The organism is Streptomyces sp. NPDC030222, from assembly GCF_055573115.1.
The window spans coordinates 134,664-159,962 of sequence record NZ_JBVICA010000014.1; the positions used below are offsets into that span (position 1 = coordinate 134,664).

Genomic DNA, 25,299 nt, shown 5'->3' on the forward strand with positions numbered 1-25,299 from the left:
GGTTCCGGTCCGCTACTTGACCAGGGCCTTCCAGTCGGGAGCCTGTCCCGGGTCCAGAGAGCGGAACCGCTGCAGGACCTTCGGGTCCTGGGCGTCCATCCAGTCGGTCAGTTCGCGGAACGACACGCACTCGACGTCCTTGCGCGGGCATATCTCGCGTATGACGTCCTCCACCGCGTCCATGTAGATGCCGCCGTTCCACTCCTCGAAGTGGTTGCCGATGAACAGCGGGGCACGGCTGCCGTTGTAGACGCGGTTGAAGCCGTTCATGTAGGCCTCGCGGGTGGTCTTCTCCCAGACCCCGTACATCGCCGGATCGCCGTTGACCTCGCCCTTGGACTGGTTGTAGAGGAAGTTGAAGTCCATGGACAGGACCTGGATCTCCCGGCCCGGGTAGGGCAGCATCTGCAGCGGGAAGTCCCAGATGCCGTCCTTCTTCGCCGGCCAGATCTGGAAGTCGCCCGGCGAGCTGGCGTCATAGCGCCATTCGAACGTCTTCAGGGCCGGTATGAGCGTCTTCTGGCCCTCCAGGCAGGGCGCACGCCCGCCGACGAATTCGCGGTCCGGGTCGAAGGGCAGCGGCTTGAGATCCGTGAACCCGGTGTAGGTCTTCCACTTCTTGATGAAGTCGTACGACTGCTGGATCTCGCTCCGCCATTCCTCGGTGCTCCATTCGCCACCGCCCTTGGAGCCGCAGAAGTGACCGTTGAAGTGCGAGCCGATCTCGTGGCCGTCCTTCCACGCACCGCCCAGCTGCTGCAGCGTCGTCCTGATGTGCTCCTCGGTCGGGTAGGAGATGGCGGCCGATCCACGGTCGTGCTTCGGCGGCTGGTAGGCCTCCTTCTTGGATTTCGGCAGCAGGTATATGCCGGTCAGGAAGAACGTCATATGGGCGTCGCTCTCCTTCGCCACCTGGCGGAAGTGGGAGAACAGCCGGTCGTCGCCCTCCAGTGCGCCGTCCCAGGAGAACACCACGAACTGCGGAGGCTTCTGTCCTGGTTTAAGGCGTTCAGGCTTGAGTTGCCCGGGCTGCGGTCCGGTGTACGACGTGGAGCCGTCGCCGAGCACCCGGACCTTGCCGTCCCACGGCTTGTCGTCCTTCTTGTGCTTACCGCCCGTCACGCTCCCGCCGCCCTGGGACCTGGTGGTCGTGCCCTCCCCGGTGGCGCTCGCGGAGGCGTTTTCGTCGCCCAGCAGCGCCTTTCCCAGGTAGAAGGACACCGAGGCGAGGAGCAGCACCGATGCGGTCACCAGACCGGTCCGCTTCCGGTTCCGGTTCCGGGTGCGCCTTCGGGCCTCGCTGCGGGTGCTGTGTGTCATCGGCTGGCTCTCTCGCAAGGCGGGTAAGTCGTACTTTCGGGCGGCGTGACGAACTGAATATAGAACGGGTGCCTGTGTGTACGGCGCGCCCGCCCATGTACGAGTGTTGACCTTCGTCCCGCAATACTGGTTCCGTTTCGGGACCGGAAAGTTGCCCCGTTCGTTCGGAGGGAGCCCGATATGGCCACGGAGCCGCTGTCGCAGAAGGACATCGAGGACCGGCTCAGCGAACTGCCCGGATGGTCCCTGGAGGGGGACCGCATCGCCCGCACCTACCGGCTGGGCACGCACTTCGCCGCGACCGCGATGGTCGTGCACATCGCCCAGATCCAGGACGAGCTGAACCACCACTCCGACCTGACCCTCGGCTACAACACGCTCGCCCTCACCGTGAACACCCATGACGCCGGCGGGGCGGTAACCGCCAAGGACTTCGAACTCGCCCACCGCGTCGAACGCATCGCCCCCGGACACGGCGCCCGGTAGGCGTCCGGTCGCCCCGGCAGCGGCACGAGCTCACCGGAAGGGGAGGTTGCGCCACGGGCTGCCGGGGCTTCCGCTGAGCAGCCGGTGCGCGAGGAGGGGCTCCTCGTACCAGTGGCCGAAGTACTCCTCGTCGAACCGCAGGACCCGGCCCAGGACATAGCCGGCCGAATACTCCTCCCAGGAGCCGTACGCCGACTTGGCGAGCCCGCCCGCATGCACGATCGCCTGCTCGGCCTCGTGCGGCAGGCACAGCCGGGCCGAGAGGCCCCAACGCGCCATGTTCACCGCGCGCCCGTAGTCGTACGCCACGGCGGACCGCACCCTGCCCTCGGGCGGCAGCAGGCCGTCCGCCCGGAACCGTGCCTCGTAACGGGTGATGCGCCGTACCAGCTCGGCCATCGCGGCCACCGCGTCCGGCGGCGCCCCTCGGTCCTGGAGGTGCCCAGCCGCCGTGTCGCGCCACAGCTCGTGCGACGGCGGTTCACCGGAGCGGGCACGAGCCAGTGCCTCCCGGACCCCCAGCGCGAACTCGGGCGCGGCCGGGCTGTTCGACGCGTCCAGCAGAATTCCCAGCTGCTTCTGCCAACCCGTCCGGTCGGTGATGCCCCAGCTCTCCCTCAGTGACTCCCGCTCCTCGCGGAAACCGCGGTAGACCGTGCCCACCTCGTTCCACGGCACCGCGCAGCGGACCGCCAGATGCGCACCGCACGCCAGCCCGTGGGCCGACGGGCCGTGCAGGACACCCGTCCGCAGCGCCACGAGCCGGTTCTCGCCCGGCCGGTCGTTCTCCGCGTAGAACCGCCGCCACACGGCACGGTCGGCCGGCGAGGCCGGCAGGTGAACGGCGCACGGCGTACCGCCGTTCACGGCGAGCCACAGCGACGGATCGCCCCACGTTGCCCGTGCGATCCAGTCCAGGGTCACGCTGTGGAACACCCAGTCCGGACTCCACGGCGGGAGCATCCCGCGGGTCAGCACCGGCTTACAGACCCGTCCCGCCGGGTCCGTGTGGGTGCGCCAGTACACGGCGTCCGGCTCCCCCTCCACCTCGTACCGGGGCGCGCCGATGTAGAGCTCCTCGCCGGCGAGCACCCGCAGCTGCGCCTCGGTGTCACCGCGCAGCCCGGCCTCGTACAACAGCTGCTCGGTCTCGGAAGGAGGTGTCCAGTACGTCATGCCCACGAGATGTTGCGGTAGGGGCCCGCGGGATCGAGGGCCAGGATGCGGTGCTGGGCGAGCGATTCCCGGTACGTGACCTCGGAGTCGTAGTGGACGGCCCGGGCCAGTCCGTACCCAAGGGAGAAGGCCTCCCAGGAGCCGTACGCGCGCCGCGCCCGCTCCCCGATCGCCAGCACCGCGCGCTCGGCCTCCACCGGATCGATGAAGCGGGCGCCGAGCGCCAGCCGCACCACGTTGACCGCACGCCCGTGGTCGAACGCGGCGAGCGTGTCGACCCGGGTGCCCGGAACGAGCACCCCGTCCGCGCGGAACCGGTCCTCGTAGTGCAGCACCAGCCGCACCGCCTGTTCCGCCTCGGTGATGTCCTCGGGCGCGGCCCGGCGCAGTTCCAGCGCGCGCGTCACGCTCTCCCGCCACTCCTCGGCCAACGGTTCACGGCCCGTGCGCCGCGCCATGTTGCGCCGTGTCGTCAGGACGAACTCCTGGGTGCGGCCCACCAGCCGCGTCTCCAGCAGGGACGCCAGCGTGTCCTGGTAGTCGGCGCGCCGGTGCACGCCCCACGGGGAGTGCAGCCGGTCGACGTCGGTGGCGTAGTCCTCGTACACCGGGCCGAGCCGGTTCCAGACCAGCCCGTTGTGGACCGCCAGATGGGCGCCGCACGCCAGGCCGTGGGCGAGCGGTCCGTGCAGCGGACCACCGGAGTCCGTCAGCAGCCGGCCCCGCGGCACCCCGCCCGTCTCGGCGGACACCTCCTGCCACACCTCGCGGTGCAGCGGCCGTGCCTCGGCCGTCGTCGCGAACGGCGTGCCCAGGTTCACCCCCAGCCACCACTTGTCGTTCGGCCATGTCTGCGCCAGCTCGGCCAGCGTGATCGTCTGGAACACCCAGTCCGGGTGCCAGGGCGGCAGCGCACCCGGGGTGAGCACGGCCAGGCACCGTTTCCCCGTCACCGGATCGCGCTGCGGGGTGAGCGGCGGTGCGTATCCGGGCGTGTCGGCGTGCAGCCGGGACACCAGCAGATACAGCCGGGTGCGCGAGAGCACGTCGAGTTCCGACTCCCAGTCGCCCCGCGCCTTCGCCTCCATGAGCGACCGCTCTATCTCCGTCGGCGGCAGCGGAGTTCCAGGATGAGTACCGAAGACCACAGCCAAGATCCTAAGCATCCGCTCCGGGAGCCCTGCGACCGGACCTCCGCCCTCCGTGGGCCATCCACGACGGGTGGACCGACCGGCGCATCCGGCTCCGCGAGGCGCCCCGACCATGACGGCCGCCCCCGGGGGCGCGGATCATGCACCATGCACCCACGGGGGCGTCAGCGTATCGTCCCTTTATGGGTGAGGCGTCGGTACGCAGCCCTGTGACGCACCGAGGCCGGGGCCGGCGCTCCGTCACGGCGGGAACCGCCGGTCCGCCCGGCGGGAGCGGCCGCACCGAGGCCTGCTTCCACCACGCAGAGTGACGGGAGCCGACGGCCGGTGCTCCGGGCTCTGGCCCGAAGGCGGACCGCCGGTTCCGGGCCGGCCGGGGAGTGTGATCGTGTGCCGAACCCCACCGACATCGAAGCCGCCACCAAGGCCGACCGGCTGGCGCTGAAGACCGCCGTGGCGGAGGTCATGGAGGACACGGGCGCATCCATCGGCATGCTCTACCTGCGGTCGCCGGGCCAGGACGTGCTCTACCTGGCGGTCCTGGGCGGCGTCACCCACGAGTTCGCCGCCCCCTGGTCACGGGTGCCCATGACCGACTCGATCCCGGTGGCCGACGCGATACGCGAGCAGCGCCTGGTCTGGCTCGGCAGCCAGGAGGAAATGGCCCGGCGCTACCCACGGCTCGGACTGGTGCTGCCCTACGACTTCGCACTGGCCGCCGGGGCGCTTCCGGGCGGCGACGACACCCCCGGCGGGCTCGTCCTGCTCTGGCCCGGCTGGCACCCGACGCAGCTGGACGCCCGGGAGCACGAGGCGATGCAGGCAGGGCTGCGCCGCCTCGGCCTGGTGCTGCGGGAGGCGGAGAACCGTGGCCGGCCGCCACAGGCCGGTCGGCGGCCCCTGATGCTCGCGCCACCGCGCAGACACACTCCGGGCCCCGCCGAGGCGGCGGCGGCCGCGGAGTTCATCGACCGGCTGCCCGGCGGGAGCTGTTCCCTGGACCTGCACGGCCGGATCACGTACATCACCCCCGCCGCGGCGGAGCTCGTCGGAGCCGCCGTCCCCGACCTGATGGGCGCCTTCCCCTGGGAGGCGCTGCCGTGGATGGACAACCCCGCCGTCGAGGACCACTACCGGTCGGCGGTCATCAGCCGGCTGCCCACGGTCTTCACCGTGCTGCGCCCGCCGGACCACTGGCTGCACTTCCGGCTCTACCCGGACGACTCCGGCGTCAGCGTCCGCATCACCCCGGCCTCCGCCGCGGACGCCGCCGCCTCCCGCCACGGGAAGCAGCCGGCACCCGCCCCGGGGCCGAGCCGTGCCACCGCTCTGTACCACCTCATGTACCTGGCCGCGACGCTCACCGAAGCCGCCGGTGTGCAGGCCGTGGTCGACCAGACCGCCGACCAGCTCGTCCCCGGCCTGGGACCGCAGGCACTCGCGCTCATGACGGCCGAGGAGGGCCGACTGCACGTCATCGGCAGCCGGGGCTATCCCGCCGATCTCATCGCCCGTTTCGACGCCGCCCCCCTGACCTCCGACACGCCCGCGGCCCGCGTCCTGTCCACTGGGCTGCCCCTCTTCTACACGGACCCCGCGGAGCTGGAACAGGCCCATCCCGGCGCCTGCCTCCAGGACGGCATGGCGGCTTGGTGCTACCTCCCACTGACCGCGTCCAGTCGTCCGGTCGGCTCCCTGATGCTCGCGTACGAGCGGCCGCACCACTTCTCCCCCGGGGAGCGTGCCGCGCTCACGTCGATCGCCGGCCTGATCGCGCAGGCCCTCGACCGAGCGCTCCTCTACGACACCGAGCACCAGCTGGCGCACAGCCTGCAGGCCGGTCTGCTGCCCCACACCCTGCCCGGGATACCCGGCCTGGAGGTGGCAGCCCGCTATCTGCCGGCCGCTCACCACATGGACATCGGCGGCGACTTCTACGACCTGATCCGCCTCGACGAGACCAACGCCGCCGCGGCCATCGGGGACGTCCAAGGCCACAACGTCACCGCCGCGGCCCTCATGGGACAGGTCCGCACCGCCGTCCACTCCATGGCCGGCGCCCCTCCCGGCGAAGTGCTCGGGCGCACCAACCGGCTGCTCACCGATCTCGAAACCGGCCTGTTCACCAGCTGCTTCTACGTGCACTTCGACCTGGCGAACCACCGCGCCCGGCTGGCGAGCGCTGGCCATCCGCCGCCGCTGCTGCGCCACCCGGACGGCCGGACGACCGTCCTCGACCTGGAGCCCGGTCTGCTGCTGGGCATCGACCCCGCCGCCGCGTACCCGACCGTGGAGATCCCGTTCCTGCCCGGCTCGGTGCTCGTCCTGTACACCGACGGACTCGTGGAGGCTCCCGGCGCGGACATCGGCGACTCGATCGCCGGACTGGCCCGGCGGCTCTGCGGGGCACGCGAGGAGACCATGGATGCGCTCGCCGACACCCTGGTCTCGGACGCCGTCCGGTCCGCGTCGCCGCGCAACGACGACATCGCCCTGCTCCTGATCCACCAGCAGGACCACGGCGCTCGGTGAGACGTCGTCGGCCGGGTGGTCCGCCGGGTCGGTGGGAGCGGCCGTTCCTCCCGGCCGTCAGCCGAAGGCGGCCGGGTCCGGGCCGAGGCGCCTGCCCTCGTCCAGCGCCGCGATGACCGCGAGGTCGTCCGAGTCCAGCTCGAAGTCGAAGACGTCGATGTTCTCCCGGATGCGCGAGGGGGTCGCGGACTTGGGGATGGCCACGTTCCCCGTCTGGAGGTGCCAGCGCAGGACCACCTGCGCCGGGGTGCGGCCGTGCTTCTGTGCGACGGCGACGATCGCGGGGACCTGGAGCAGGCCGCGGCCCTGGCCCAGCGGCGACCAGGCCTCGGTGGCGATTCCGTGCTCGGCGTGCAGGGCGCGCAACTCCGCCTGCTGGAGCTGCGGATGCAGCTCGATCTGGTTGACGGCGGGCACCACGGACGTCTCGGCGATCAGGCGCCGCAGCTGTTCGGGCGGGAAGTTGCAGACGCCGATCGCCCTGGCGCGGCCGTCCGCGTGGATCTTCTCCAGCGCCTTGTAGGTGTCGACGTAGGCGTCCTGCGCCGGGGCGGGCCAGTGGATCAGGTACAGATCGACGTAGTCCAGGCCCAGTTTGCGGAGCGAGGTGTCGAAGGCGCGCAGGGTGGTGTCGTAGCCCTGGTCGTCGTTCCAGACCTTGGTGGTGACGAAGACCTCCTCGCGGGGGACGTCGGACGCGGCGACGGCTCTGCCGGTGCCCGCCTCGTTCCCGTACACCGCGGCGGTGTCGACGCTCCGGTAACCGGCCTCCAGGGCCGTACCGACCGCCCGGGTCGCCTCGTCGTCGGAGATCTGCCAGACGCCGAAGCCGAGCTGGGGCATCGCGACGCCGTTGTTGAGGGTGATGGCGGGAACCTTGCTCACGTGCGGTCGTTCCTTGCGTCGTCGGCCGGTGTTCCTTGCGTACGTGTTACCTCAACGATTCGGCCGATCGCGTGATTCCCGCCATCGCATCGGGTGATTCCCACCACCGAACCGGCGCGGCCCGGCGCACGTCCCCGGCCCGGCAGGCGTGCAGGCCTCAGCCCCGACGGGCGTGCGCATCCCCGCCCCGACGGGCGTGCGCATCCCCGCCCCGACGGGCGTGCGCATCCCCGCCCCGACGGGCGTGCGTATCGGCCGCCGGAGCTCACTGGTACAGCGCCTGCACCTCCGTCGCGTACACCTCTTCGATCTTGCGGCGTTTCATCTTCAGGGACGGCGTGAGCAGTCCGTGCTCCTCGGTGAACTGCTGGCCGAGTATCCGGAACGTACGGATCGACTCCGCCTGCGACACGGCGGTGTTGGCCGCCACGACACCGCGCCGGATCTCCGTCTCCAGATCCGGGTCCCGGACCAGCTGGGCGGGCGTCATCGAGGGCTTGCCGCGCATCGCCAGCCAGTGCTCCACGGCCTCGGGGTCCAGCGTGACCAGCGCCGCGATGTACGGGCGGTCGTTGCCCACGACCAGGCACTGGGACACCAGCGGGTGGGACCGCACCCGCTCCTCCAGGAGGCTCGGCGAGACGCTCTTGCCGCCCGACGTCACCAGGATCTCCTTCTTGCGGCCGGTGATCGTCAGAAAGCCGTCGTCGTCGAGCCGCCCCAGGTCGCCGGTGGCCAGCCAGCCGTTCTTCAGCACCTGCGCCGTCGCACCGGGCGAGTTGAGATAGCCGGAGAAGACCTGCGCGCCGCGGACCAGCACCTCCCCGTCCTCCGCGATGCGGATCGTGGTCCCGGGGATCGGCAGACCCACGGTGCCGTACCGGGTGCGCTCCGGGGGATTGGCGGTCACCGCCGCGGTCGACTCCGTGAGCCCGTACCCCTCGAAGACGGTGACCCCCGCCCCTTCGAAGAACAGCCCGAGCCTCCGGCTCATCCCCGAGCCGCCCGACATGGCGTGCCGCACCCGGCCGCCCATCGCCTCGCGCACCTTGCCGTAGACCAGCTTCTCGAAGAGCTGGTGCTGCATCCGCAGCCCCGCCGACGGTCCCGGCCCCTGGCCGAAGGCCTTCAGTTCCATCGCCTCCGCGTAGCGCACGGCGACGTCCACGGCCTTGTCGAACGGCCCCTCCTTGCCCTGTGTCTCCGCCTTGCGCCGCGCGGCGTGGAAGACCTTCTCGAAGACGTACGGCACGGCCAGGATGAAGGACGGCTGGAAGGCGGCGAGGTCGGGCAGCAGTTCCGGTGCGGCCATCACCGGCTGGTGCCCCAGCTTCACCCGGCCCCTGATCGCCGCGACCTGCACCATCCGTCCGAAGACGTGCGCCAGCGGCAGGAACAGCAGTGTGGACGGCTCGTCCCCCTTCACGGAGTGGAAGACCGGCTCCCAGCGGGCCACCAGGGTGTCGGTCTCGTACATGAAATTGCCGTGCGTGATCACGCACCCCTTGGGGCGGCCGGTGGTGCCGGACGTGTAGATCACGGTCGCCACGGAATCCGGGGTCACGGCCCGCCGGTGCCGGTGCACCACGTCATCGGCGAGGTGGGCGCCGGCCGCCGTCAGCTCACCCACCGCGTCCCGGTCGAGCTGCCACAGCCGCTTCAGACCGGGCAGGCGGTCGACCACCGAGCCGATGGTCATCGCGTGGTCCTCGTGCTCGACCATGCAGGCAGTCACATCGGCGTCGTGCAGCATCCACCAGACCTGCTCGGCGGACGAGGTGGGGTAGATCGGTACGGTCTGCGCGCCGACGGTCCAGAGGGCGTAGTCGAACAGGGTCCACTCGTAGCGGGTGCGGCACATCACGGCGACCCGGTCGCCGAAACGCACACCCTGGGCCAGCAGCCCCTTCGCCAGGCCCAGGACCTCGTCACGGAACAGGGCGGTCGTGACGTCCGTCCACACGCCGTCGGTCTTGCGCCCCAGCACGACCCGGCCGGGGTCCTCCGCAGCGTGGTCGAAGACGGAGTCCGCGAGTCCGCCCACCTGGGGCGTCGTCGCCATGGGTGGGACAGTGAACTCGCGCAATGACTTGCTCCTTGTGGCGCTGTGCACAGCGCCGGTGACGGTACCCCACTGAGTGGCCGTGCGGGAGAGCCCCGGCAAAACTCGTCGGTAACCACATCGTCACAGGTCAGCACTTGAGCGGAGAGGTGGATCGGGCCGCGGACTGGGCCTTGCTGACTCCGGGGTAAGTAGGCGCGGGCGGAATCTCCACCGAATCCCTACGCGGCTGCCACGGACCGGCCCACGCCGCCCCCGGAACAGCCGGGCGAACCCGATGACGCGCCGTCGGCCGCCGAGGCCGTGCCGCTCGGCCGTAACCCTCGTCACGTGACCCGATAACGTACCGTCATGCCCCTTCTCGACCCGGCGCGCACCGCGCTCGTTCTCCTCGACCTGATGGAACGGATCGTCGCCCTGCCGTTCGCGCCGCGCACCGGGAACGATGCCCTCGCCGCCTCCGCGGCGCTGGCCGACGCGTTCCGCACGGCCGGGGCGCCCGTCGTGCTCATCCGGGTCGAACGGCCCGGGGCCGCCGAGCAGCCACCCTGCAGCGAACTGGTCCCCGGGCTCGAGAGGAAGGCGGACCTGGTGGTCGTCAAACGGACCATCGGCGGCTTCCACGGCACCGGCCTGCACGAATGGCTCACCGAACGCGGCGTGCGGACCCTGGTGTTCGGCGGCATCGCCACCAACCTCGGCGTGGAGTCCACCGTCCGTGCGGCCCGCGACCTCGGCTACGACCTGGTCTTCGCCGAAGACGCCATGACCGCGTTCAACGCGGAGGAGCACCAGGCCTCGATCACCCTGGACTTCCCCCGCCTCGGCACCGTCCTGCCCGCGGCCGGCATCACCCTCGGGGGCTCCCGGTGACCTGGATACGGGCCACCGCGCCCCGCCCCTGCACCCTCGTCGTATGCCGTGGCTGCTGCTGCGGGAACGCCCGCAAACACCCCGGCTCCGACCACCAGGGGCAGCTGGAGCGGCTGCGCGGCGCGGCGGCGGAATCCGGCGGCCGTCTCGCAGTCCGCACCACGGACTGCCTCGGGCCCTGCGGCCAGGCGAACGTGATCGTCGTCCAGCCCTCCACCGAGGGCCGGCGCCGCGGCGGCCGGCCCACCTGGATCGGCTGGGCCATGGACGACGACTGCACCGACGACATCCTGGACTGGGTCGCGGCGGGCGGCCCGGGCGTCGCCCCGCCCTCCGCCACGCTGGAGCTCCAGCTCATCGAGGCCCCCGCGGAGACCCGCAGACGCCGGGGGCGCTGACCTCGGGCGACGTCGTCTCGATGGCGGCCCGTGCACATGGGGTCACGGTGCCTCGACGTCGAGGCCGACCGGCCACGGCTCCTCAGCGGAGCCCCGATCCCTCGGCCGAGCCCCGGCTCCCCGGGGCGTCCGCCTCGTCACCCTTCGTCGGGCCCCGACGTCGAGGCGGGGCGGCCACTGCTCCTCAGCGGAGCCCCGGCCCTTCGGCGGAGCCCCGGCTCCCCGGGGCGTCCGTCTCGTCGCCTTCCGCGCGCAGGGCGATCCGCTCCTCGCCCGCGTACACGTTCATGGAGGTGCCGCGCAGGAAGCCGACGAGGGTGAGTCCCGTCTCCGCGGCCAGGTCGACGGCGAGCGACGACGGCGCCGAGACCGACGCGAGCACGGGGATGCCGGCCATCACGGCCTTCTGGGCCAGCTCGAACGACGCACGCCCCGAGACCAGCAGCACCGACCGCGACAGCGGCAGCCCGCCTTCCTGCAGGGCCCGGCCCACCAGCTTGTCGACCGCGTTGTGCCGGCCGACGTCCTCCCGCACGTCGAGCAGGTCGCCCTCCTCGGAGAACAGCGCGGCCGCATGCAGCCCGCCGGTCCGGTCGAACACCCGCTGAGCCGCGCGGAGCCGGCCCGGGAGTCCGGCCAGGAGCGCGAGGCCGAGACGGACCGGGGGAGTGTCGGTGATCGGGAACCGCGCCGTGGTGCGCACCGCGTCGAGGCTCGCCTTGCCGCACAGTCCGCACGACGACGTGGTGTAGACGTTGCGCTCGAGGCCGATGTCGGGCACCGGTACGCCGGGTGCCAGCCGGACGTCCACCACGTTGTACGTGTTCGAGCCGTCCTCCGTCGCGCCCGCGCAGTAGACGATGTTCTGCACCTCGTCCGGGGAACCCACCACGCCCTCGCTGACGAGGAACCCCGCGGCGAGGGCGAAGTCGTCGCCGGGCGTGCGCATGGTGATCGCGAGAGGTGTGCCGTTCAGCCGGATCTCCAGGGGTTCCTCGGCGACCAGGGTGTCCGGGCGGGCGGACACCGCTCCGTCCCGGATCCGGATGACGCGCCGGCGCTCCGTGACCCGTCCCATGTCCCACCTGTTCCCACGACGTCGATCGGCTGCCCACGCCATTGTCCTGCATTTGGGGACGTCCCCGGCACCTCCGCGGGGCGACCCGGCCCGGCACCGTCGGCTTGGCGGACGGAGCGGACGGAGCGGACGGAGGGGACGGAGCGGATGGACCGGTCCGGTGCCGGGCCGCAGGCCGAAGTCTCCAAAGACCGGGCCCCGATCCTGTTGGATCACTCGGACGGTTACCCGTCGGTCGCCGAGAACACTGGGTCCTTCAACCCGTACGGCGCTCAATCAGGAGAGATCCGCCCATGACCGGTTCGCGCGTCGTGGCCCTCGGTCACTACCAGCCCGCCAAAGTGCTCACCAACGACGACCTGGCGGCCATGGTCGACACCAGCGACGCCTGGATCAGCAGCCGCGTGGGCATCAGGACCCGCCACATCGCCGGCCCCGACGAGCCCGTGGACGAACTGGCGGCGCACGCCGCGTCCAAGGCCCTCGCCGCGGCCGGACTCACCCCTGCCGACATCGATCTCGTCCTGGTCGCCACCTCCACGGCCATCGACCGCTCGCCCAACACCGCGGCCCGGGTCGCGGCCCGGCTCGGCATGGCGTCGCCGGCGACGATGGACATCAACGCCGTCTGCGCGGGCTTCACCCACGCCCTGGCCACCGCCGACCACGCGGTGCGCGCCGGCTCGTCCGTCCGCGCCCTCGTCATCGGCGCGGACAAGATGACCGAGGTCACCGACTGGACCGACCGCTCCACCTGCGTCCTGGTGGGCGACGGGGCGGGCGCCGCGGTCGTGGAGGCCGCCGACGAGCCGGCGATCGGCCCGGTGCTGTGGGGCTCCGTCCCCGAGATGGGCCACGCGGTCCGCATCGAGGGCACCCCGCCCCGCTTCGCCCAGGAGGGCCAGACCGTCTACCGCTGGGCCACCACCCAGCTGCCGTCCATCGCCCGTCAGGTCTGCGAACGTGCCGGGACGGCCCCCGAGGACCTCGCCGCGGTCGTCCTCCACCAGGCCAACCTGCGCATCATCGAGCCGCTTGCCCGGAAGATCGGGGCGGTGAACGCCGTGATCGCCCGCGATGTCGTCGACTCGGGCAACACCTCCGCCGCCAGCATCCCGATGGCCCTGTCCAAGCTCGTGGAACGCGGAGCCGTCGAGCCGGGCGCCCCCGCGCTCCTCTTCGGCTTCGGGGGCAACCTGTCCTACGCGGGCCAGGTCATCCGTGTCCCGGGGCTCTGAACCGGCCCCGGAGAACAGGCAGCGATCCTCGGCGCGCACGAGAGGTCACGCCCTGCCGCGCACTGCTCCGCCGGCCCACTGACCACGGAAAACGTGGTTCATGACCACCTCAAACCCCTGGTAGAGTTATCCACGTCGCCGAGGGGAACACCCCGGAAGCGGCAAGATCACCTAGTCCGGGTGGCGGAATGGCAGACGCGCTAGCTTGAGGTGCTAGTGCCCTTTATCGGGCGTGGGGGTTCAAGTCCCCCCTCGGACACAACCACTGACGATACGCGGACGAGGGCCTCGACCTTACGGTCGCGGTCCTCGTTTCGTGTTCGTAGCTGATGGTGATGCCCAGTGCTTCGTAGAGCGGGCCTTCCTTCTCGGCGTCCACACCGTGGATGCTTTCTGTGATACCTCCGAGCCTTCTCAGTCATCACCCGGATCTGGTCGGCAGTGAGCTGTAGCTCCGTTCTCCGGGTGACAGGGGATAGCGTGTCGAGCTTCTTCTGCGCCGCTTCCGGTTGGCGGGCTGATTGGGCATGCGGTGCTCGATTCACCGTTCTGGCCGACGGGGTGCCTGGCCGGGACGGGTGGTACATCGGGTGGCTCGGGCGGGGTGACGGCAGGCCGAGGTGCACGAGCCCTGCAAGATCGCCCGGACAGGGCCTGGCCGGCGGCTTGCTGGTGCGCCCGGACGATCAGCCGCCTGCCGTTCGTGAGGCGGCCATGCCCCGTCGCCCGGTGCCGGTCGGCCGGACCGGTAGACGTCCGCGCTGGTAACTTGGGGGCACGCTTCGACACCGCCGGGCCCATACCAACGGGTATGGGCTCTGGTGCGTTCTGGGCGCCAGACCGAGGAAGGTTTCCCCATGAACGCGCAGCCGTCGACCCCTGGACTCTCCCGTGCCGGCAAGCCCCGGCGTGCGACAGCGCCGCAGGGGGAACTATCGACGCCCCGGACGGTGGTCCCGGGCCTGCCACCGGTCGAGTCCTTCGGCCCACTCGGGCTGCCGCCGGAGCTGATGAAGACGATGATCGGCCTCGGGGTGAAGGAGCCTTTCCCGATCCAGGCGGCGGCCCTGCCCAACGCGCTGGCCGGCCGCGACGTCCTGGGCCGTGCGCGGACCGGTTCCGGCAAGACGCTCGCTTTCGGGCTTCCGCTGCTCGTCCGGACGGCAGGCCTGCGAGCGGAGTCGAAGCGGCCGCTCGCACTGATCCTGGTGCCGACTCGGGAACTCGCGCAGCAGGTGAGCGACGCGCTGGCGCCCTACGCGCAGGCGCTGAATGTGCGACTTGCGACGGTGGTCGGCGGGTTGTCGATCAACCGACAGTCGGCGCTGCTGCGGACCGGCGCCGACGTGGTCATCGCGACGCCAGGGCGGCTGGCCGACCTGGCGTCGCGTCGGGACTGTCACCTGAATCAGGTGCGGATCACGGTGCTGGACGAGGCGGACCAAATGTGCGACCTGGGGTTCCTGCCGCAGGTTTCGGAGATCCTGGACCAGGTCCGCCCTGACGGGCAGCGGCTGCTGTTTTCGGCCACGCTGGACCGCAACATCGATCAGCTGGTACGGAGCTACCTGAACGACCCGGTGCTCGCCTCGGTCGACAGGGCGGCGGGCTCGGTCACCACGATGGAGCACCACGTACTCAACATCCACGCCGCCGACAAGTATGCGACCGCTACCGAAATCGCCGCGCGCGACGGCCGGGTACTGATGTTCCTGGACACCAAGGCCGGCGTCGACCAGTTCACCCGTCACTTGCGGGCCAGCGGCGTACGGGCCGCTGCCTTGCACAGCGGGAAGTCGCAGCCGCAGCGCACGCACACGCTCGCCAAGTTCAAGAACGGTGAGATCACTGTGCTGGTGGCCACCAATGTCGCGGCGCGGGGGATTCACATCGACGCGCTCGACCTTGTCGTCAACGTCGACCCGCCAGCCGATGCCAAGGACTACCTGCACCGCAGTGGGCGCACGGCACGCGCCGGGGAGTCCGGGAATGTGGTCACCCTGGTCACCCCCAATCAGCGGCGCGATGTGAACCGGATGATGTCCGACGGCGAGATTCGGCCGACTGTCACACAGGTGCGCTCCGGCGAGGAGAAGCTGACCACCATCACGGGGGCGAAGCGCCCGCCTCTCGGGGGGAAGACCAGCAGCGGCAACGCCCCCTTCCGTGGCCTCGGCACCCGTCCGGGCCGCCCCGCGAAGGAGTCCCGCAAAGCCGCCGAGGCCCGCAAGACCGCAGAAGCCCGCGCAGCGGCCCGGGTACGCAAGGGCCGCTGACGCCGGACGAACCTGCCGGGGCGGGGAGGTGGCGGGTGACTCTTTGCGGCGGGGGAGGCCCCGGTTGGGGTGCGGGCCGGCATCGACGAGGCGGTAGCCGTAATGGTCGTCGAGCGGGGCTGACACGAAGATGACCCCCTTGATCGGGTGGGTCAGGCGGTGATCGGTTCGAAGCGGATGGTCAGCCCGAGGCTGTTGGCTTCCTTGATCATGCGGCGCATAGCGCGTTCGGGATCACGGCGGGTGAAGTGGTCTGCTCGCAAGAACCGCTTCCCCAGGTCCACCCCCGCGGACCGCAGATGAATGACCCCGTCCTTCGCGTCCTGGAGCCGGGCCATCCTGATCTCCTTCCCGCCCGATACACCCCCGTGTGCGGCGGGCATCCCGGAGAGGCCAAGGGAAGACCTCGCGCAAGGCCTTCCAGAACCCGAGCGCCCCGTCGCCGACTGCCAGGACCGGGGCACGCATGCCTCGGCGGGCGCAGTCGCGCAGCAGCCCGGCTCACGCTTCGGTGGACTCGCGGTAGCCGTCGGCCAAGGCGACGAGCTCCGGCTTAAAGCCGGCCTCGAAGATCGGTTCCAGCACCAGCTTCAGCGCGGCCTGGACGACCCGGTCGGCGATCGTGGGAATCCCCAGCCGCCTGACCTTCCCAGACCCGCCAGGCTTCGGAATAGTCTTCTCCCGCACCGGCAGCGGCCGGAACGCACCCGCCTTGAGACGGGCGCGCAGGTCGTCCAGGAACCCGGGAAAGCCGAGCGTCTCCTCGACCTCGGCAGCGGTCAGACCGTCCACGCCAGGTGTAACCGGCTCCCCGGTTGCCAGCGACCCGGTCGAACGCCACGATCAGCGTCGCCCGGTCGTGCACGAGGTTGAACAGATCGTCGAACCGGCGGCCGGGATCGGCCACCGCCCAACGGTGAAGCTTGGCCTGCATCTCCGATACCCGCTGGCGCGGCCCCACCGGGGCCGTCTCCAGCAGAGCGCCACTGTTCAGCGGTGCCTCTCTCGACATTGCAGCCTCCTCCCTTCTCGATACCGCTGCCGCCCTTCCCCATGTGCCGGGCTCTCCCCGGCTCGGAGTACTACGGCGGCTCCGCCCCACCCGGCCCGTTCAGCGGTCGATGCGCCTATCCCCAGCAGCGGACTGGCTGCCCGTCACCAGGGAGATAGGACCGGATGGTTCCCGTGTTCACTGCATTTCTCGTTTCCCTGCCTTGGCTTTTTCAGTTTCAGGAGTCAAAGCACATTTGGCACGTAGCACCGATCGAGCTTGAGCAGTTCTTACTCACGACGCGAAAAGTGCGGTGATCGTACCTTGAACACGCGTTGCTGCACCTTCACTTGACAGAGGCCAGCTAATGATTCCGGCCTACTCAAGGGAGGAGGTCGGTGACACCTTCATCATCGGTAACGGGGGCTTCGTAGCACCCCTGTCGCGGAAGCGCAGGTCAACTAGTGAATCGTCGCCTAATGTTCGTTGGAGCCGCGGTGGGCGTCATATGTGCTCTGCCCGCAGGAACTGGCGCGTCATCGGCCGCGGCAGCGTCACCTGGCACTGACGGGACCTCGCACGTCAGCAGCATCGATACAGACATGGCCAATGCCTTCGCCAAGGACTTCGGCGTCTCGCGGGACCAGGCCCGGAGCCGGCTGGCGGCCCAGGACCGGCAGGTGAAGCTCGGCGAGCGGCTCACGAAGAGTCTCGGCACACGAGGCGCAGGCTCCTTTATCGACCAGTCCACTGGGAAGCTGGTCATCAACGTCGTCGATGGCTCCGCCGCCACCGAGGTCCGGGCCGCGGGAGCGACTCCTCGGTCGGTCAGGCACTCGCTGAAGACACTGGAGAAGACCAAGCAACAGCTGGACCGCTTGGCGGGGCAGCTAGATGTGGCAGATGGCAGCCGCTGGTACATCGACGTCAAGGCCAATCAGGTCGTCGTCGTAACACCCGAGAAGGCGCGGGAGACCAAGTCGCTGGCTTTGGTCAAGCAGGCCAGGGCCGCCGGGTCCCAGGTGCGTATCGAGCACGCGAGCAGGGCACTGCAGGACGCGGCCGACAACCTGTACGCAGGGCTCGAGATGACGAACGGGATGGGCCTGTGTTCGACCGGATTCAACGTGGAGGGTCCCACCAACGTCTTCGGTTTCAAGCCCCAGTACGTCATGACGGCCGGACACTGCATGTACGGCTCGACGGATGACTCCCGCCTGAACTGGTACCGCAACTCCAACCACGTCGGGCGTGTCACAAACTACACGCACACCGGCGCGGACCACGCGATCATCTACACCAACACCATCAACTGGGTTCCCCAGCCGAGCGTGTGGCGGTATGACGGCTACGTCAGCAACGTGCGCGGCTGGTCGAACACGCTGGTTGGTTCCTACGTCTGCAAGTCGGGCCGTACGACGCACCTCACCTGTGGCACTGTCACAGCCACAAATGTCACCGCCACAACGCCCAGCGGCACCAAGTACGGTCAGGTCCAGACGAACCTCTGTGTCGAACCCGGCGACAGCGGTGGGCCCGTCCTGGTCGGCAACTACGCCGCAGGACTCAACAGCTCCAGCGTGACCTACGGAGCCAGCAGCGTCTGCGGTCAGAAGGTCGGCCAGCCCAACGTGGCCACGTTCCAGCCCATCGGCCCCGCACTCAGCTACCACGGAGTGACACTCCGCACCACCTCCTGATCGAGGGCGGTCACACCGGGCCGCAGATCTGGCCGCTGCTTCCTCCATTCCCAAGGGGGAGGACGCAGCGGTCATTTCCTCTGGGCCCCGTAGCCCTAGCCTCGCGCTTTCGCGCGCGCAGCAGACTCGGAGCCCTTGTGATGGAGCGCCACCTCAAGAATAGACGGGAGCAGACCATGACTGACGAGAACAACCCGGCTGCGGGAGTCCTGCCTGGCAGAAGGGCGCTGCTCGCCTGGGGGGCCGGGGCCGCCGTCGCTGCAACCCCCTTCCTCGGCACGCCCGCAGCTGTCGCGGACACACCGGCCTCTGTGGAGAGCATCAAGCACCTGCGAGCCGTAAGGCCCACCACGCCGACGGCCAGTATTGCGGTGAGGGGTTACTACGAGGAGGGCGACGGGGGCGGCGGGACCTTCGTCTGGAATCCGTCGAGCACCGAAGCCGACGATTTGGGTCTTGTCATCGCCCCGGCCGGAGGCGCCGCGGGGCGATGGGTGCGCCAGTGGAGTGGCGAACTGTCCGTCAGGTGGTTCGGCGCACGCAGCGGTGAAACCGCGAATGACGACTTCCTGGATGCGGCGTTCAGGGCCGCTGCCCGCTACCGCAACGACGGCGTCTACTTCCCGCCCTCAGGAGCCGACAAGCCATACTGGATTACCCGGCCCGTCATCATCACGCATGACGGCACCAGGATCCGGGGAGCGGGCGAGGCGATCACCGTCATCCTGCAACAGTCCTGGGGAGCGCCGGTCTTCGACTTCTACAACGCCAACGACGTCAGCATCTCGGACCTGTCCCTGGTCATGGGCGACGCTGACCGGAACGCGATTCCCGGAGCCCAACCGGGTACCTACCCCGTCGGAGCCAATGGCCCGACGTACAGCGCTGGAATCCAGGCCTCGGGCAACCGCACCACCATCCGCCGCATCTCGGTCAGCGGCTTCCTCTCGGGAGTCAAGCTGACTAACTACGACCGGGCCACAAGGCTCTACACCGGTACCCGGGTGAACAACCTCGTCGAGGACGTCCACGTCAGTTCTGTCGCCTTCGGTGTACTCACCACCGCGCAGGACAACCTCGTCATCAGGCGCGCGACCAGTTCCTCCTGTGAGGTCTTCCCCTATTACCCGGCTCCGCCGCACCTCATCTACATGTCAGGCAGCACCACAAGTCCCGGCCCCTCACTGTCCAGCAACGTCACCGTTGAGAACTGCACGGCCCAGAATGTCCGCGGCGGCTCGGCCTTCCAGTTCGGGGGCATTCGCGGCGCCACCGTCAGCGACTGTTCCGCCATCAGCTGCGATTCGCTGCTGTCGACCGGACAGTGCGAGGACATGGTGTTCACCAACCTGTTCTCTCTCGACGACTACAACCGCTATGCCGCATCCCTCGCCGTGGCAGATCCCGCGTCGAGGAACATAACCTTCCGCGGCCTGACCATGCGCATGGCCGAGCCGTCCGCCACCCAGCTCATACTCCTCGCCGGCACAGACACCCGCATGGAGGACGTAAGCCTCGAGGTACGCCGCAACACGTTCCCCTCGGGACCGGACATCCGGGCCAGTGGGGAAGGAACGCATCTCAAGAACATTCACATCGCCAACGTTCACCCCGCTGGCGCTTCGACGGGCATCCTCTACGAAAACGGAAGCCGGCATGTTCTCGAGAACATCACCTTGACCAGCACAGGAGTCGGCATTCAAATAGCAGCGGCGATCCGGGACTCGGAGTTCACCTACGACCCCAACGCCTTCACCGTCGATCCCGCCCTTCCAGCACCTGCCCGACGCGTCGCGATCGTCGAACCCGACGCAAGCGTCTGCGCCGACCCCGCTATTCGCATCAACCGGGCGGGCCGACGGGTCACCTACCCCTCGCCCGCACAGGTCAGAGTCCAAGGCGGCTCGGTCTCTTGCGCCGTGATCAGCGCTGAGAGCCCCGTGCAGATCCTCGACACCCGCGACCACACCATCGGCATGACCATTGCCTTCGAGATTACCAACCCCAACTCGACGTCCACGCCCGTGCGGTGGGACCCATCGTTCCATCTGGCCACACCATTCGACGAAGCCATCCCGTCAACGACGACCACGCTCACATTCATCCGTACAACTGCGCGTATCTGGCAGGAGACACAGCGCACCACCACCTGACTCCATCCGATCATTCCCGGCGCAGGCGCCACTGCATACTGCTGGGCCGCGGCCAGCGGCGGAAGAAGCGGACGTGTACGGCAGTGTCGGCGCCGCCGCCTCCGCCCTGGGCTTCACGCCGTCCGCGGTGTCCCACCAATCGCCAAGCTGGAGCGGGAGACCAGGACCGTGCTGCTCGAGCGTGAGGGGCGCGGTGTTCCGGCTGTCGCCCGAGGCCCATCAACTCATCGCGATTTCTGGCGCCGCACCCTACGGGTTCATCCGCGACGACGGGCACGCCCTGCTCGCCGGATTCCCGGTGGGCACCGCGGTCGAAGTGACCTTCGAAGCCGACCTCACTGCCCTGTACGACCAGGCCGGGGTGATGGTCCGCGTGGACGAGCGGACCTGGGTGAAGGCGGGCGTCGAGGCGACGGACGGCACCCCGCATCTGGGGGCCGTGGTTACCCACGACACCTCGGACTGGTCGCTGGCCCCAGTCACCGAGTGGGCCGGCAAGCCCGTCACCGTGCGCGCCAGCCGCTCCGGCGACACGCGGGTCGGGCGAGTAGGCGGGGAGCAGGAACACCGTCAGCCACTCGCGCTCGGCGATCAGCTCGCGCATGGCGTGGGAGACGGGGTCTTCGATCTTGAGCGGTGCGCAGCGTCTGGGCCACTGACGTGTAGTCACGGTGAGTGACGGGCTTGCCGACCTGGTTCTGTTCTCAAGACCGGACAGCGATCAGTCAGTACTGCGCGGCCATTGTGAAACTGTGAGGGGCGCGGATCGTCGGCTGGTGGGCAGGGTCCTGAACGCGCGCCGGTATGCCTGGGGCGTCGTGCCGAGGTGTCGGGCGAAGTGGTGGCGGAGGTTGTCGACGGTGCCGAAGCCTGTGCGGTGGGCGATCGCGGTTACTGGGTCGTCTGTGGTCTCCAGGTGGTGCTGCGCGAGCAGGACTCGCTGTCCGGTCAGCCATTGCAGTGGTGTGGTCCCGGTTTCCTGACGGAAGCGTCGGGCGAAGGTCCGTGGGGAGAGGTGGGCACGGTAGGCCATTGCGTCGACGGTCAGGTCCTGGTCGAGGTTGGCTTCCACCCAGGCCAGGACAGGGGCGAGGGACCCGGTCCCCTCCCGGGGGAGGGGGCGTTGGCGGTACTGGTGCTGGCCGCCGTCACGGTGTGGGGGTGTGACCATGCGGCGGGCGATTGCGTTGGCGACGGCGCTGCCGTGCTCCTTGCGGATGAGGTGGAGGCAGGTGTCGACGCCGGCGGCGGTGCCGGCGCCGGTGATGATCGGGTCCTCGTCGACGTAGAGCACGTCCGACTCGACCCCGGCACGCGGGTGGCGGCGGGCGAGTTCGTCGGTGTAGCGCCAGTGCGTGGTACAGCGTTGCTCGTCGAGCAGCCCGGCCTCGCCCAGGAGGAAGGCCCCGGTGCAGATGCTCAGGACCCGAGCGCCACGCTTCACAGCAGCCCGCAGGTCCTCGGTCAGGTGGTCCGGCTGGTGCACATTGAGGTCGTAGGCGGGGACGCATATGAGGTCCGCCGAGGCCAGCCGCTCCAGGCCGTGCCGGGCCCGCACCTCGAAGCCGTGGCGGGTCGGCACGCTGTCGCCGGTGGCCGAGACAAGAGCGAAGTCGTACACGGGCAGCGCATCGTCGCTGCGGTCGATCCCGAAGACCTCACAGAACACGCCCAGCTCGAATGCGTGGGCACCCTGGAGGGCCAGGACGGCGACGTCGTGAAGCATCGGTTCCCGATCCCCTCTTACGGCAATGGCAGGAATTTCAGCTTACCTGTCGTCTCTGCCACTCTCAGGTGGGAGCACCGGTCTGGAAGGCTCGCAGGCGTTCATCCCTCCCGCGAACAGCTAGGCACAGCGCATGACCACGCAGATCCCCGCCACCAACGCCGCCCTCTCGTCACAGGCTGCCCAAGTCCTACGTGGGCTCGCGCTAGACGAGGAGCTGAAGTGGCGTGTCCCAGGTGACCCGATCCTGGGCCCTCTGGCCCGCAAAGTTGCGCGGCGGTACGTGGCCGGTGAAACCCTGCCCGACGCCCTGGACCGGGCGCAGCAGGTCCTGGCTGTCGGCCACCGCGTGAACGTCGAGTACATGGGCGAGAGCTGCCGTGACCCGCGGCGAGCCACGGAAGAGACCGACACGTTCCTCTCTGCGGCCCGGCTACTGCCACCCGGGTGCTCGATCTCCCTGGACCTGTCCCACATCGGCCTGGCCGTCGATGCGGAGCTTGCCCTTGCCAACGCCTCCCGCATCGCCCAGGCCACCGCCGACACCGGGCGGGAGATGGTGATCTCGGCTGAAGGCTCCAACCGTACCGACGAGGTGCTTGCCCTGCACCGCAAGCTGTGCGAGCGGTTCGATCATGTGGGCATCACTGTCCAGGCACGCCTATATCGCACCGCAGACGACCTGCCGGAGCTGCTTTCCCGTCCCGGCCGCATCCGCCTGGTCAAGGGCGCCTTCCTCGAACCTGAGGCCATCGCCCACCCGCGCGAGGCCCCGGCCCTGACCGCCGCCTATCTTGCGTACGCGCAACAGTTGGCCGACTCGGGCCATCTGTGCTCCTTCGCCACCCACGACTGGGATCTGATCAACCGCGTTGACCAGCACCTCGGAGGGAAGGGTCACGATTCCGATGCTTGGGAGTTCGAGACCCTCCTCGGCCTCGGGCCCGACCGCCTCCAGGCCATGGCCGAGCGCGGCCACCCCACCCGGGAGTACATCGTCTTCGGCACGGAATGGTGGCTCTACGTCTGCAACCGCATCGCCGAAGACCCCCAGCGCCTGCTCCAAGCCCTGGTCGACGCGTCCGCATGACCAGACCACCCGATCCGGGCTCACGTCAACACTCCTCAGCACACCGCCCTGCGAAGCGCCAGCGACCCGGCAGCCAGAGCCGATCCACCGCAACGACAGATCCGGCCGCTGCTGCCTCACTGTCGAACGCGTGATCATTTCTGTTCTCTATGCAGAGATCAAGCGCGCCGCCCGCGATTACGCGGAACAAACAGGGCGAACCGGCGGCACGGTCATGCATTCACGGCCGCTGAAGAATCGAGGTTGAGTATCCATTACTCATGAAACTCGACATACGCATGGGTGACAGTAGTTATTCACGAACGTCCAAGAGGGAATGTGCCATCCATATGAGGAAATCGAAACTCATCGCCCTTGGCGGAGCAATAGTTCTGCTGCTGTACATGGTCGGCGGCTATGCACTCGCCTCCTTCGTATTCCATCTTCTTAGTGGTTCAGATGGGCAATGGCTGGCGGTTTTTCCGGTATGTCTCGCCCTCGGTGTGCTCTGCAGCGTGCTCTTCTCAGTTTTCTTCGCCGGGGCACTCTCTGTCGTCCCTGTTATGATCCCTGCTGCTCTCGGCTTTGGATTTCTGTCAGCCGGCGTTGAGCATGGAGATCCGATCGCCCTGTTGGTGGGAACGGCGCTTTTCGCTGTCGGCGCGTTGCCTACTTTCCTTAAGCTGCGATACAACCGGGAATTGGCAATAATGGGGATTGAAGCACTGTTGTCCGGTATTCCTGCCACTGAGGCGGCAGGGAAGCCAAGGAAGCGGTTCTCGCGACTGTGCGAGCTTCCGGATTTTGACGGGAGCGTGCTCACCCTGTTGGAAGATGCAGTACACAGGTATTCGCTAGGAGATCTCCGCAATCAGGCCAAACTCTGCTTCGAAACACGCTTTGAAAGGTGCGAGACTCAGTATCAGTCACTCATCGAGGTGTGCGTCCTTACTGAGAAACTGGTCTTGATCCTGTATGTGACCGGCAGCGGTGAGGCGAGGGCATACGTCGCAAGCCTCCAGCAAACAGTTCTGAACGAATCTCGGTTCGGTGAGGAAGTACTGGGTCCGCATCTCGGGATCTTCTCAGCTTGGCTCGGTTCTGCCGAAGCGTCAACCTTGAACCTCTCTGTCGATGACGGCCCTTCAACCCGATTTCTCATCTCGGAGTTCCGTGGGCTCCTCGCCGCAGCCCGGAACAGCTGACGGGATCAGAAAGTCCGGACGATGAGGGCCGCGACTCTTCGTCAATGATCCCTAAAAGAGTGTTTTGTCCCGGCGGGAGGGTTTGGTAAGTCGCGGCCGGTCAGGGGTTAGTGGCTGTGTGCGTGAGCGTGTGAGGATGCGCTCGTGGATTGCGCTGTGTGCGGCGGGGTGATGTGGCGATGGCCGGAGCCCTCGACTGCATGGCAGGAGGAAATTTAATCCTGCTCTTGGTGCTACGCCGCTACGCATGTGGGTGGTGAGCGGGTCCGCCGGTAATGCTGCTGGATTGAACGCTAATGAACGATCATGATCCGGCGTCGCCTGATGAGGGCCGGGGCCGAGGTGCAGCCGGAAGCGTAAGCAGCATGTCTTGGAGCCGTAGTTCACCGCGGGTTGGCTCCATCTGCGGCCGTCTGCCCGTCGTGTTCACGCAGCATGCGCATGACGGTTGCGGGCGAGGGCTGCTGTCCCTTCTTCTTGCCCGTGGTGATGACGAGCCGGGCGGCATGTCGCGCAGGCTCATCTCCTGCTCGCGCAGGTGGAGGGCCATGGAGAGCATCTGGTCGTTGGTGACGCCCGCGCCGCTGATGGTCTTGCCGCGCTTGCGGGCGGACTCGTGGCCTTCGAGGGTGGCGGTCGCGGATGTACTCGCGTTCCATGCCGGGCAGGGCAGCCAGCACGGTGTACACGATGACGGAGGGGTCGTGCGAGCCCTGGAGCTCACCGGTGAGGAACCCCACGCCGACGTCACTCGCCTTCAGTTCCTCGGCCAGGGTCGCCAGTTCGATGCCGCGGCCGAGCCGCTTGTCCTTGTGGACGACGAGCGTGACGCGCACCCCGGAGGCACGCAGTTCGCTGGCGAGCGCGACGGCCTTGTCCAGTTCGGGGCGCTGGGTGGCGCGGGTGGAGATCTTCTCGAAGAAGATCCCGGTAGCGAGACGTACGGGAACCGTTGGTGCCGGCCTTCAGCGGCCACTCCT

The 25,299-nt window shown here is 68.9% G+C and carries 19 protein-coding genes, 1 tRNA gene and 4 pseudogenes; 13 read left to right on the forward strand and 11 right to left on the reverse strand.

Annotation, left to right across the window (positions count from 1 at the left end):
- Window positions 1–12: 12 nt before the first annotated feature.
- On the reverse strand, window positions 13–1,320 hold the full coding sequence (locus tag ACZ4Z5_RS21155; protein ID WP_468264936.1) for a polysaccharide deacetylase family protein: 1,308 nt from the start codon (window positions 1,318–1,320) through the stop codon (window positions 13–15).
- A 180-nt stretch (window positions 1,321–1,500) separates the two neighbouring features.
- On the opposite strand from ACZ4Z5_RS21155, the gene ACZ4Z5_RS21160 reads away from it, so the two are divergent.
- Window positions 1,501–1,806, forward strand: coding sequence for a 4a-hydroxytetrahydrobiopterin dehydratase (locus ACZ4Z5_RS21160; RefSeq protein WP_468264938.1), 306 nt, complete (start codon window positions 1,501–1,503; stop codon window positions 1,804–1,806).
- Window positions 1,807–1,836: 30 nt separating this feature from the next.
- Here ACZ4Z5_RS21160 and ACZ4Z5_RS21165 read toward each other — a convergent pair whose 3' ends face one another.
- Both ACZ4Z5_RS21165 and ACZ4Z5_RS21170 read right to left on the reverse strand, forming a co-directional pair.
- Window positions 1,837–2,982: a DUF1266 domain-containing protein gene (locus tag ACZ4Z5_RS21165; protein WP_468264940.1), complete on the reverse strand. Its 1,146-nt coding sequence runs from the start codon at window positions 2,980–2,982 to the stop codon at window positions 1,837–1,839.
- The gene (locus tag ACZ4Z5_RS21170) at window positions 2,979–4,130 is read right to left on the reverse strand and encodes a DUF1266 domain-containing protein (protein WP_468264942.1); all 1,152 of its coding nucleotides are present in this window, start codon (window positions 4,128–4,130) and stop codon (window positions 2,979–2,981) included. The genes ACZ4Z5_RS21165 and ACZ4Z5_RS21170 overlap by 4 nt, the downstream gene beginning before the upstream one ends.
- A 468-nt stretch (window positions 4,131–4,598) precedes the next feature.
- Between ACZ4Z5_RS21170 and ACZ4Z5_RS21175 the strand changes: the two genes are divergently transcribed.
- The gene (locus tag ACZ4Z5_RS21175) at window positions 4,599–6,665 is read left to right on the forward strand and encodes a SpoIIE family protein phosphatase (protein ID WP_468265048.1); all 2,067 of its coding nucleotides are present in this window, start codon (window positions 4,599–4,601) and stop codon (window positions 6,663–6,665) included.
- Between the two features lie 57 nt (window positions 6,666–6,722).
- On the opposite strand, the gene ACZ4Z5_RS21180 is transcribed toward ACZ4Z5_RS21175, so the two are convergent.
- Window positions 6,723–7,550: an aldo/keto reductase gene (locus tag ACZ4Z5_RS21180; RefSeq protein ID WP_468264944.1), complete on the reverse strand. Its 828-nt coding sequence runs from the start codon at window positions 7,548–7,550 to the stop codon at window positions 6,723–6,725.
- Between the two features lie 265 nt (window positions 7,551–7,815).
- Window positions 7,816–9,636 (reverse strand): AMP-dependent synthetase/ligase, encoded by a 1,821-nt coding sequence (locus tag ACZ4Z5_RS21185; protein ID WP_468264946.1) that lies wholly within the window; start codon window positions 9,634–9,636, stop codon window positions 7,816–7,818.
- Between the two features lie 327 nt (window positions 9,637–9,963).
- On the opposite strand from ACZ4Z5_RS21185, the gene ACZ4Z5_RS21190 reads away from it, so the two are divergent.
- Together ACZ4Z5_RS21190 and ACZ4Z5_RS21195 are read left to right on the forward strand one after the other, a co-directional pair.
- The gene (locus ACZ4Z5_RS21190; protein ID WP_468264948.1) at window positions 9,964–10,485 is read left to right on the forward strand and encodes an isochorismatase family protein; all 522 of its coding nucleotides are present in this window, start codon (window positions 9,964–9,966) and stop codon (window positions 10,483–10,485) included.
- On the forward strand, window positions 10,482–10,883 hold the full coding sequence (locus tag ACZ4Z5_RS21195; protein ID WP_468264950.1) for a (2Fe-2S) ferredoxin domain-containing protein: 402 nt from the start codon (window positions 10,482–10,484) through the stop codon (window positions 10,881–10,883). Before ACZ4Z5_RS21190 ends, ACZ4Z5_RS21195 begins: the two co-directional genes overlap by 4 nt.
- A 184-nt stretch (window positions 10,884–11,067) precedes the next feature.
- On the opposite strand, the gene fdhD is transcribed toward ACZ4Z5_RS21195, so the two are convergent.
- Window positions 11,068–11,961, reverse strand: coding sequence for a formate dehydrogenase accessory sulfurtransferase FdhD (gene fdhD, locus ACZ4Z5_RS21200; protein WP_468264952.1), 894 nt, complete (start codon window positions 11,959–11,961; stop codon window positions 11,068–11,070).
- A 293-nt stretch (window positions 11,962–12,254) separates the two neighbouring features.
- Here fdhD and ACZ4Z5_RS21205 point away from each other — a divergent pair, with 293 nt between their 5' ends.
- The 3 genes from ACZ4Z5_RS21205 (at window position 12,255) to ACZ4Z5_RS21215 (ending at window position 15,475) form a co-directional block, all read left to right on the forward strand.
- Entirely contained in the window at window positions 12,255–13,199 is a 945-nt protein-coding gene (locus ACZ4Z5_RS21205) for a beta-ketoacyl-ACP synthase III (RefSeq protein ID WP_468264954.1), read from the forward strand.
- Between the two features lie 174 nt (window positions 13,200–13,373).
- A tRNA-Leu gene (locus tag ACZ4Z5_RS21210) sits at window positions 13,374–13,458 on the forward strand.
- A 598-nt stretch (window positions 13,459–14,056) separates the two neighbouring features.
- A complete protein-coding gene (locus ACZ4Z5_RS21215) occupies window positions 14,057–15,475 on the forward strand; it encodes a DEAD/DEAH box helicase (RefSeq protein ID WP_468264956.1) in 1,419 nt (472 codons plus the stop codon).
- Between the two features lie 152 nt (window positions 15,476–15,627).
- Here ACZ4Z5_RS21215 and ACZ4Z5_RS21220 read toward each other — a convergent pair whose 3' ends face one another.
- A complete protein-coding gene (locus ACZ4Z5_RS21220) occupies window positions 15,628–15,813 on the reverse strand; it encodes a hypothetical protein (protein WP_468265062.1) in 186 nt (61 codons plus the stop codon).
- A 58-nt stretch (window positions 15,814–15,871) separates the two neighbouring features.
- A pseudogene (locus ACZ4Z5_RS21225) lies at window positions 15,872–16,030 on the reverse strand (IS256 family transposase); the annotation flags it as partial.
- 1,038 nt (window positions 16,031–17,068) lie between these two features.
- On the opposite strand from ACZ4Z5_RS21225, the gene ACZ4Z5_RS21230 reads away from it, so the two are divergent.
- The 4 genes and pseudogenes from ACZ4Z5_RS21230 to ACZ4Z5_RS21245 all read left to right on the forward strand — a co-directional run.
- Window positions 17,069–18,166, forward strand: coding sequence for a S1 family peptidase (locus ACZ4Z5_RS21230; protein ID WP_468264958.1), 1,098 nt, complete (start codon window positions 17,069–17,071; stop codon window positions 18,164–18,166).
- Window positions 18,167–18,342: 176 nt separating this feature from the next.
- A complete protein-coding gene (locus ACZ4Z5_RS21235) occupies window positions 18,343–20,319 on the forward strand; it encodes a right-handed parallel beta-helix repeat-containing protein (protein WP_468264960.1) in 1,977 nt (658 codons plus the stop codon).
- 31 nt (window positions 20,320–20,350) lie between these two features.
- Window positions 20,351–20,548: pseudogene (locus tag ACZ4Z5_RS21240) on the forward strand (helix-turn-helix domain-containing protein); the annotation flags it as partial.
- Between the two features lie 69 nt (window positions 20,549–20,617).
- Window positions 20,618–20,794 (forward strand): annotated as a pseudogene (locus tag ACZ4Z5_RS21245) (DUF1349 domain-containing protein); the annotation flags it as partial.
- Between the two features lie 63 nt (window positions 20,795–20,857).
- On the opposite strand, the pseudogene ACZ4Z5_RS21250 reads toward ACZ4Z5_RS21245, so the two are convergent.
- Both ACZ4Z5_RS21250 and ACZ4Z5_RS21255 read right to left on the reverse strand, forming a co-directional pair.
- Window positions 20,858–20,938, reverse strand: a pseudogene (locus ACZ4Z5_RS21250) (transposase); the annotation flags it as partial.
- 102 nt (window positions 20,939–21,040) lie between these two features.
- Window positions 21,041–22,045, reverse strand: coding sequence for a GlxA family transcriptional regulator (locus ACZ4Z5_RS21255; protein WP_468264962.1), 1,005 nt, complete (start codon window positions 22,043–22,045; stop codon window positions 21,041–21,043).
- 133 nt (window positions 22,046–22,178) lie between these two features.
- On the opposite strand from ACZ4Z5_RS21255, the gene ACZ4Z5_RS21260 reads away from it, so the two are divergent.
- Window positions 22,179–23,135, forward strand: a complete 957-nt coding sequence (locus ACZ4Z5_RS21260) for a proline dehydrogenase family protein (RefSeq protein WP_468264964.1) — start codon at window positions 22,179–22,181, stop codon at window positions 23,133–23,135.
- 260 nt (window positions 23,136–23,395) lie between these two features.
- Window positions 23,396–24,319: a hypothetical protein gene (locus ACZ4Z5_RS21265; protein WP_468264966.1), complete on the forward strand. Its 924-nt coding sequence runs from the start codon at window positions 23,396–23,398 to the stop codon at window positions 24,317–24,319.
- A gap of 383 nt (window positions 24,320–24,702) precedes the next feature.
- On the opposite strand, the gene ACZ4Z5_RS21270 is transcribed toward ACZ4Z5_RS21265, so the two are convergent.
- Window positions 24,703–25,245: a recombinase family protein gene (locus tag ACZ4Z5_RS21270; protein ID WP_468265050.1), complete on the reverse strand. Its 543-nt coding sequence runs from the start codon at window positions 25,243–25,245 to the stop codon at window positions 24,703–24,705.
- Window positions 25,246–25,299: the final 54 nt, after the last annotated feature.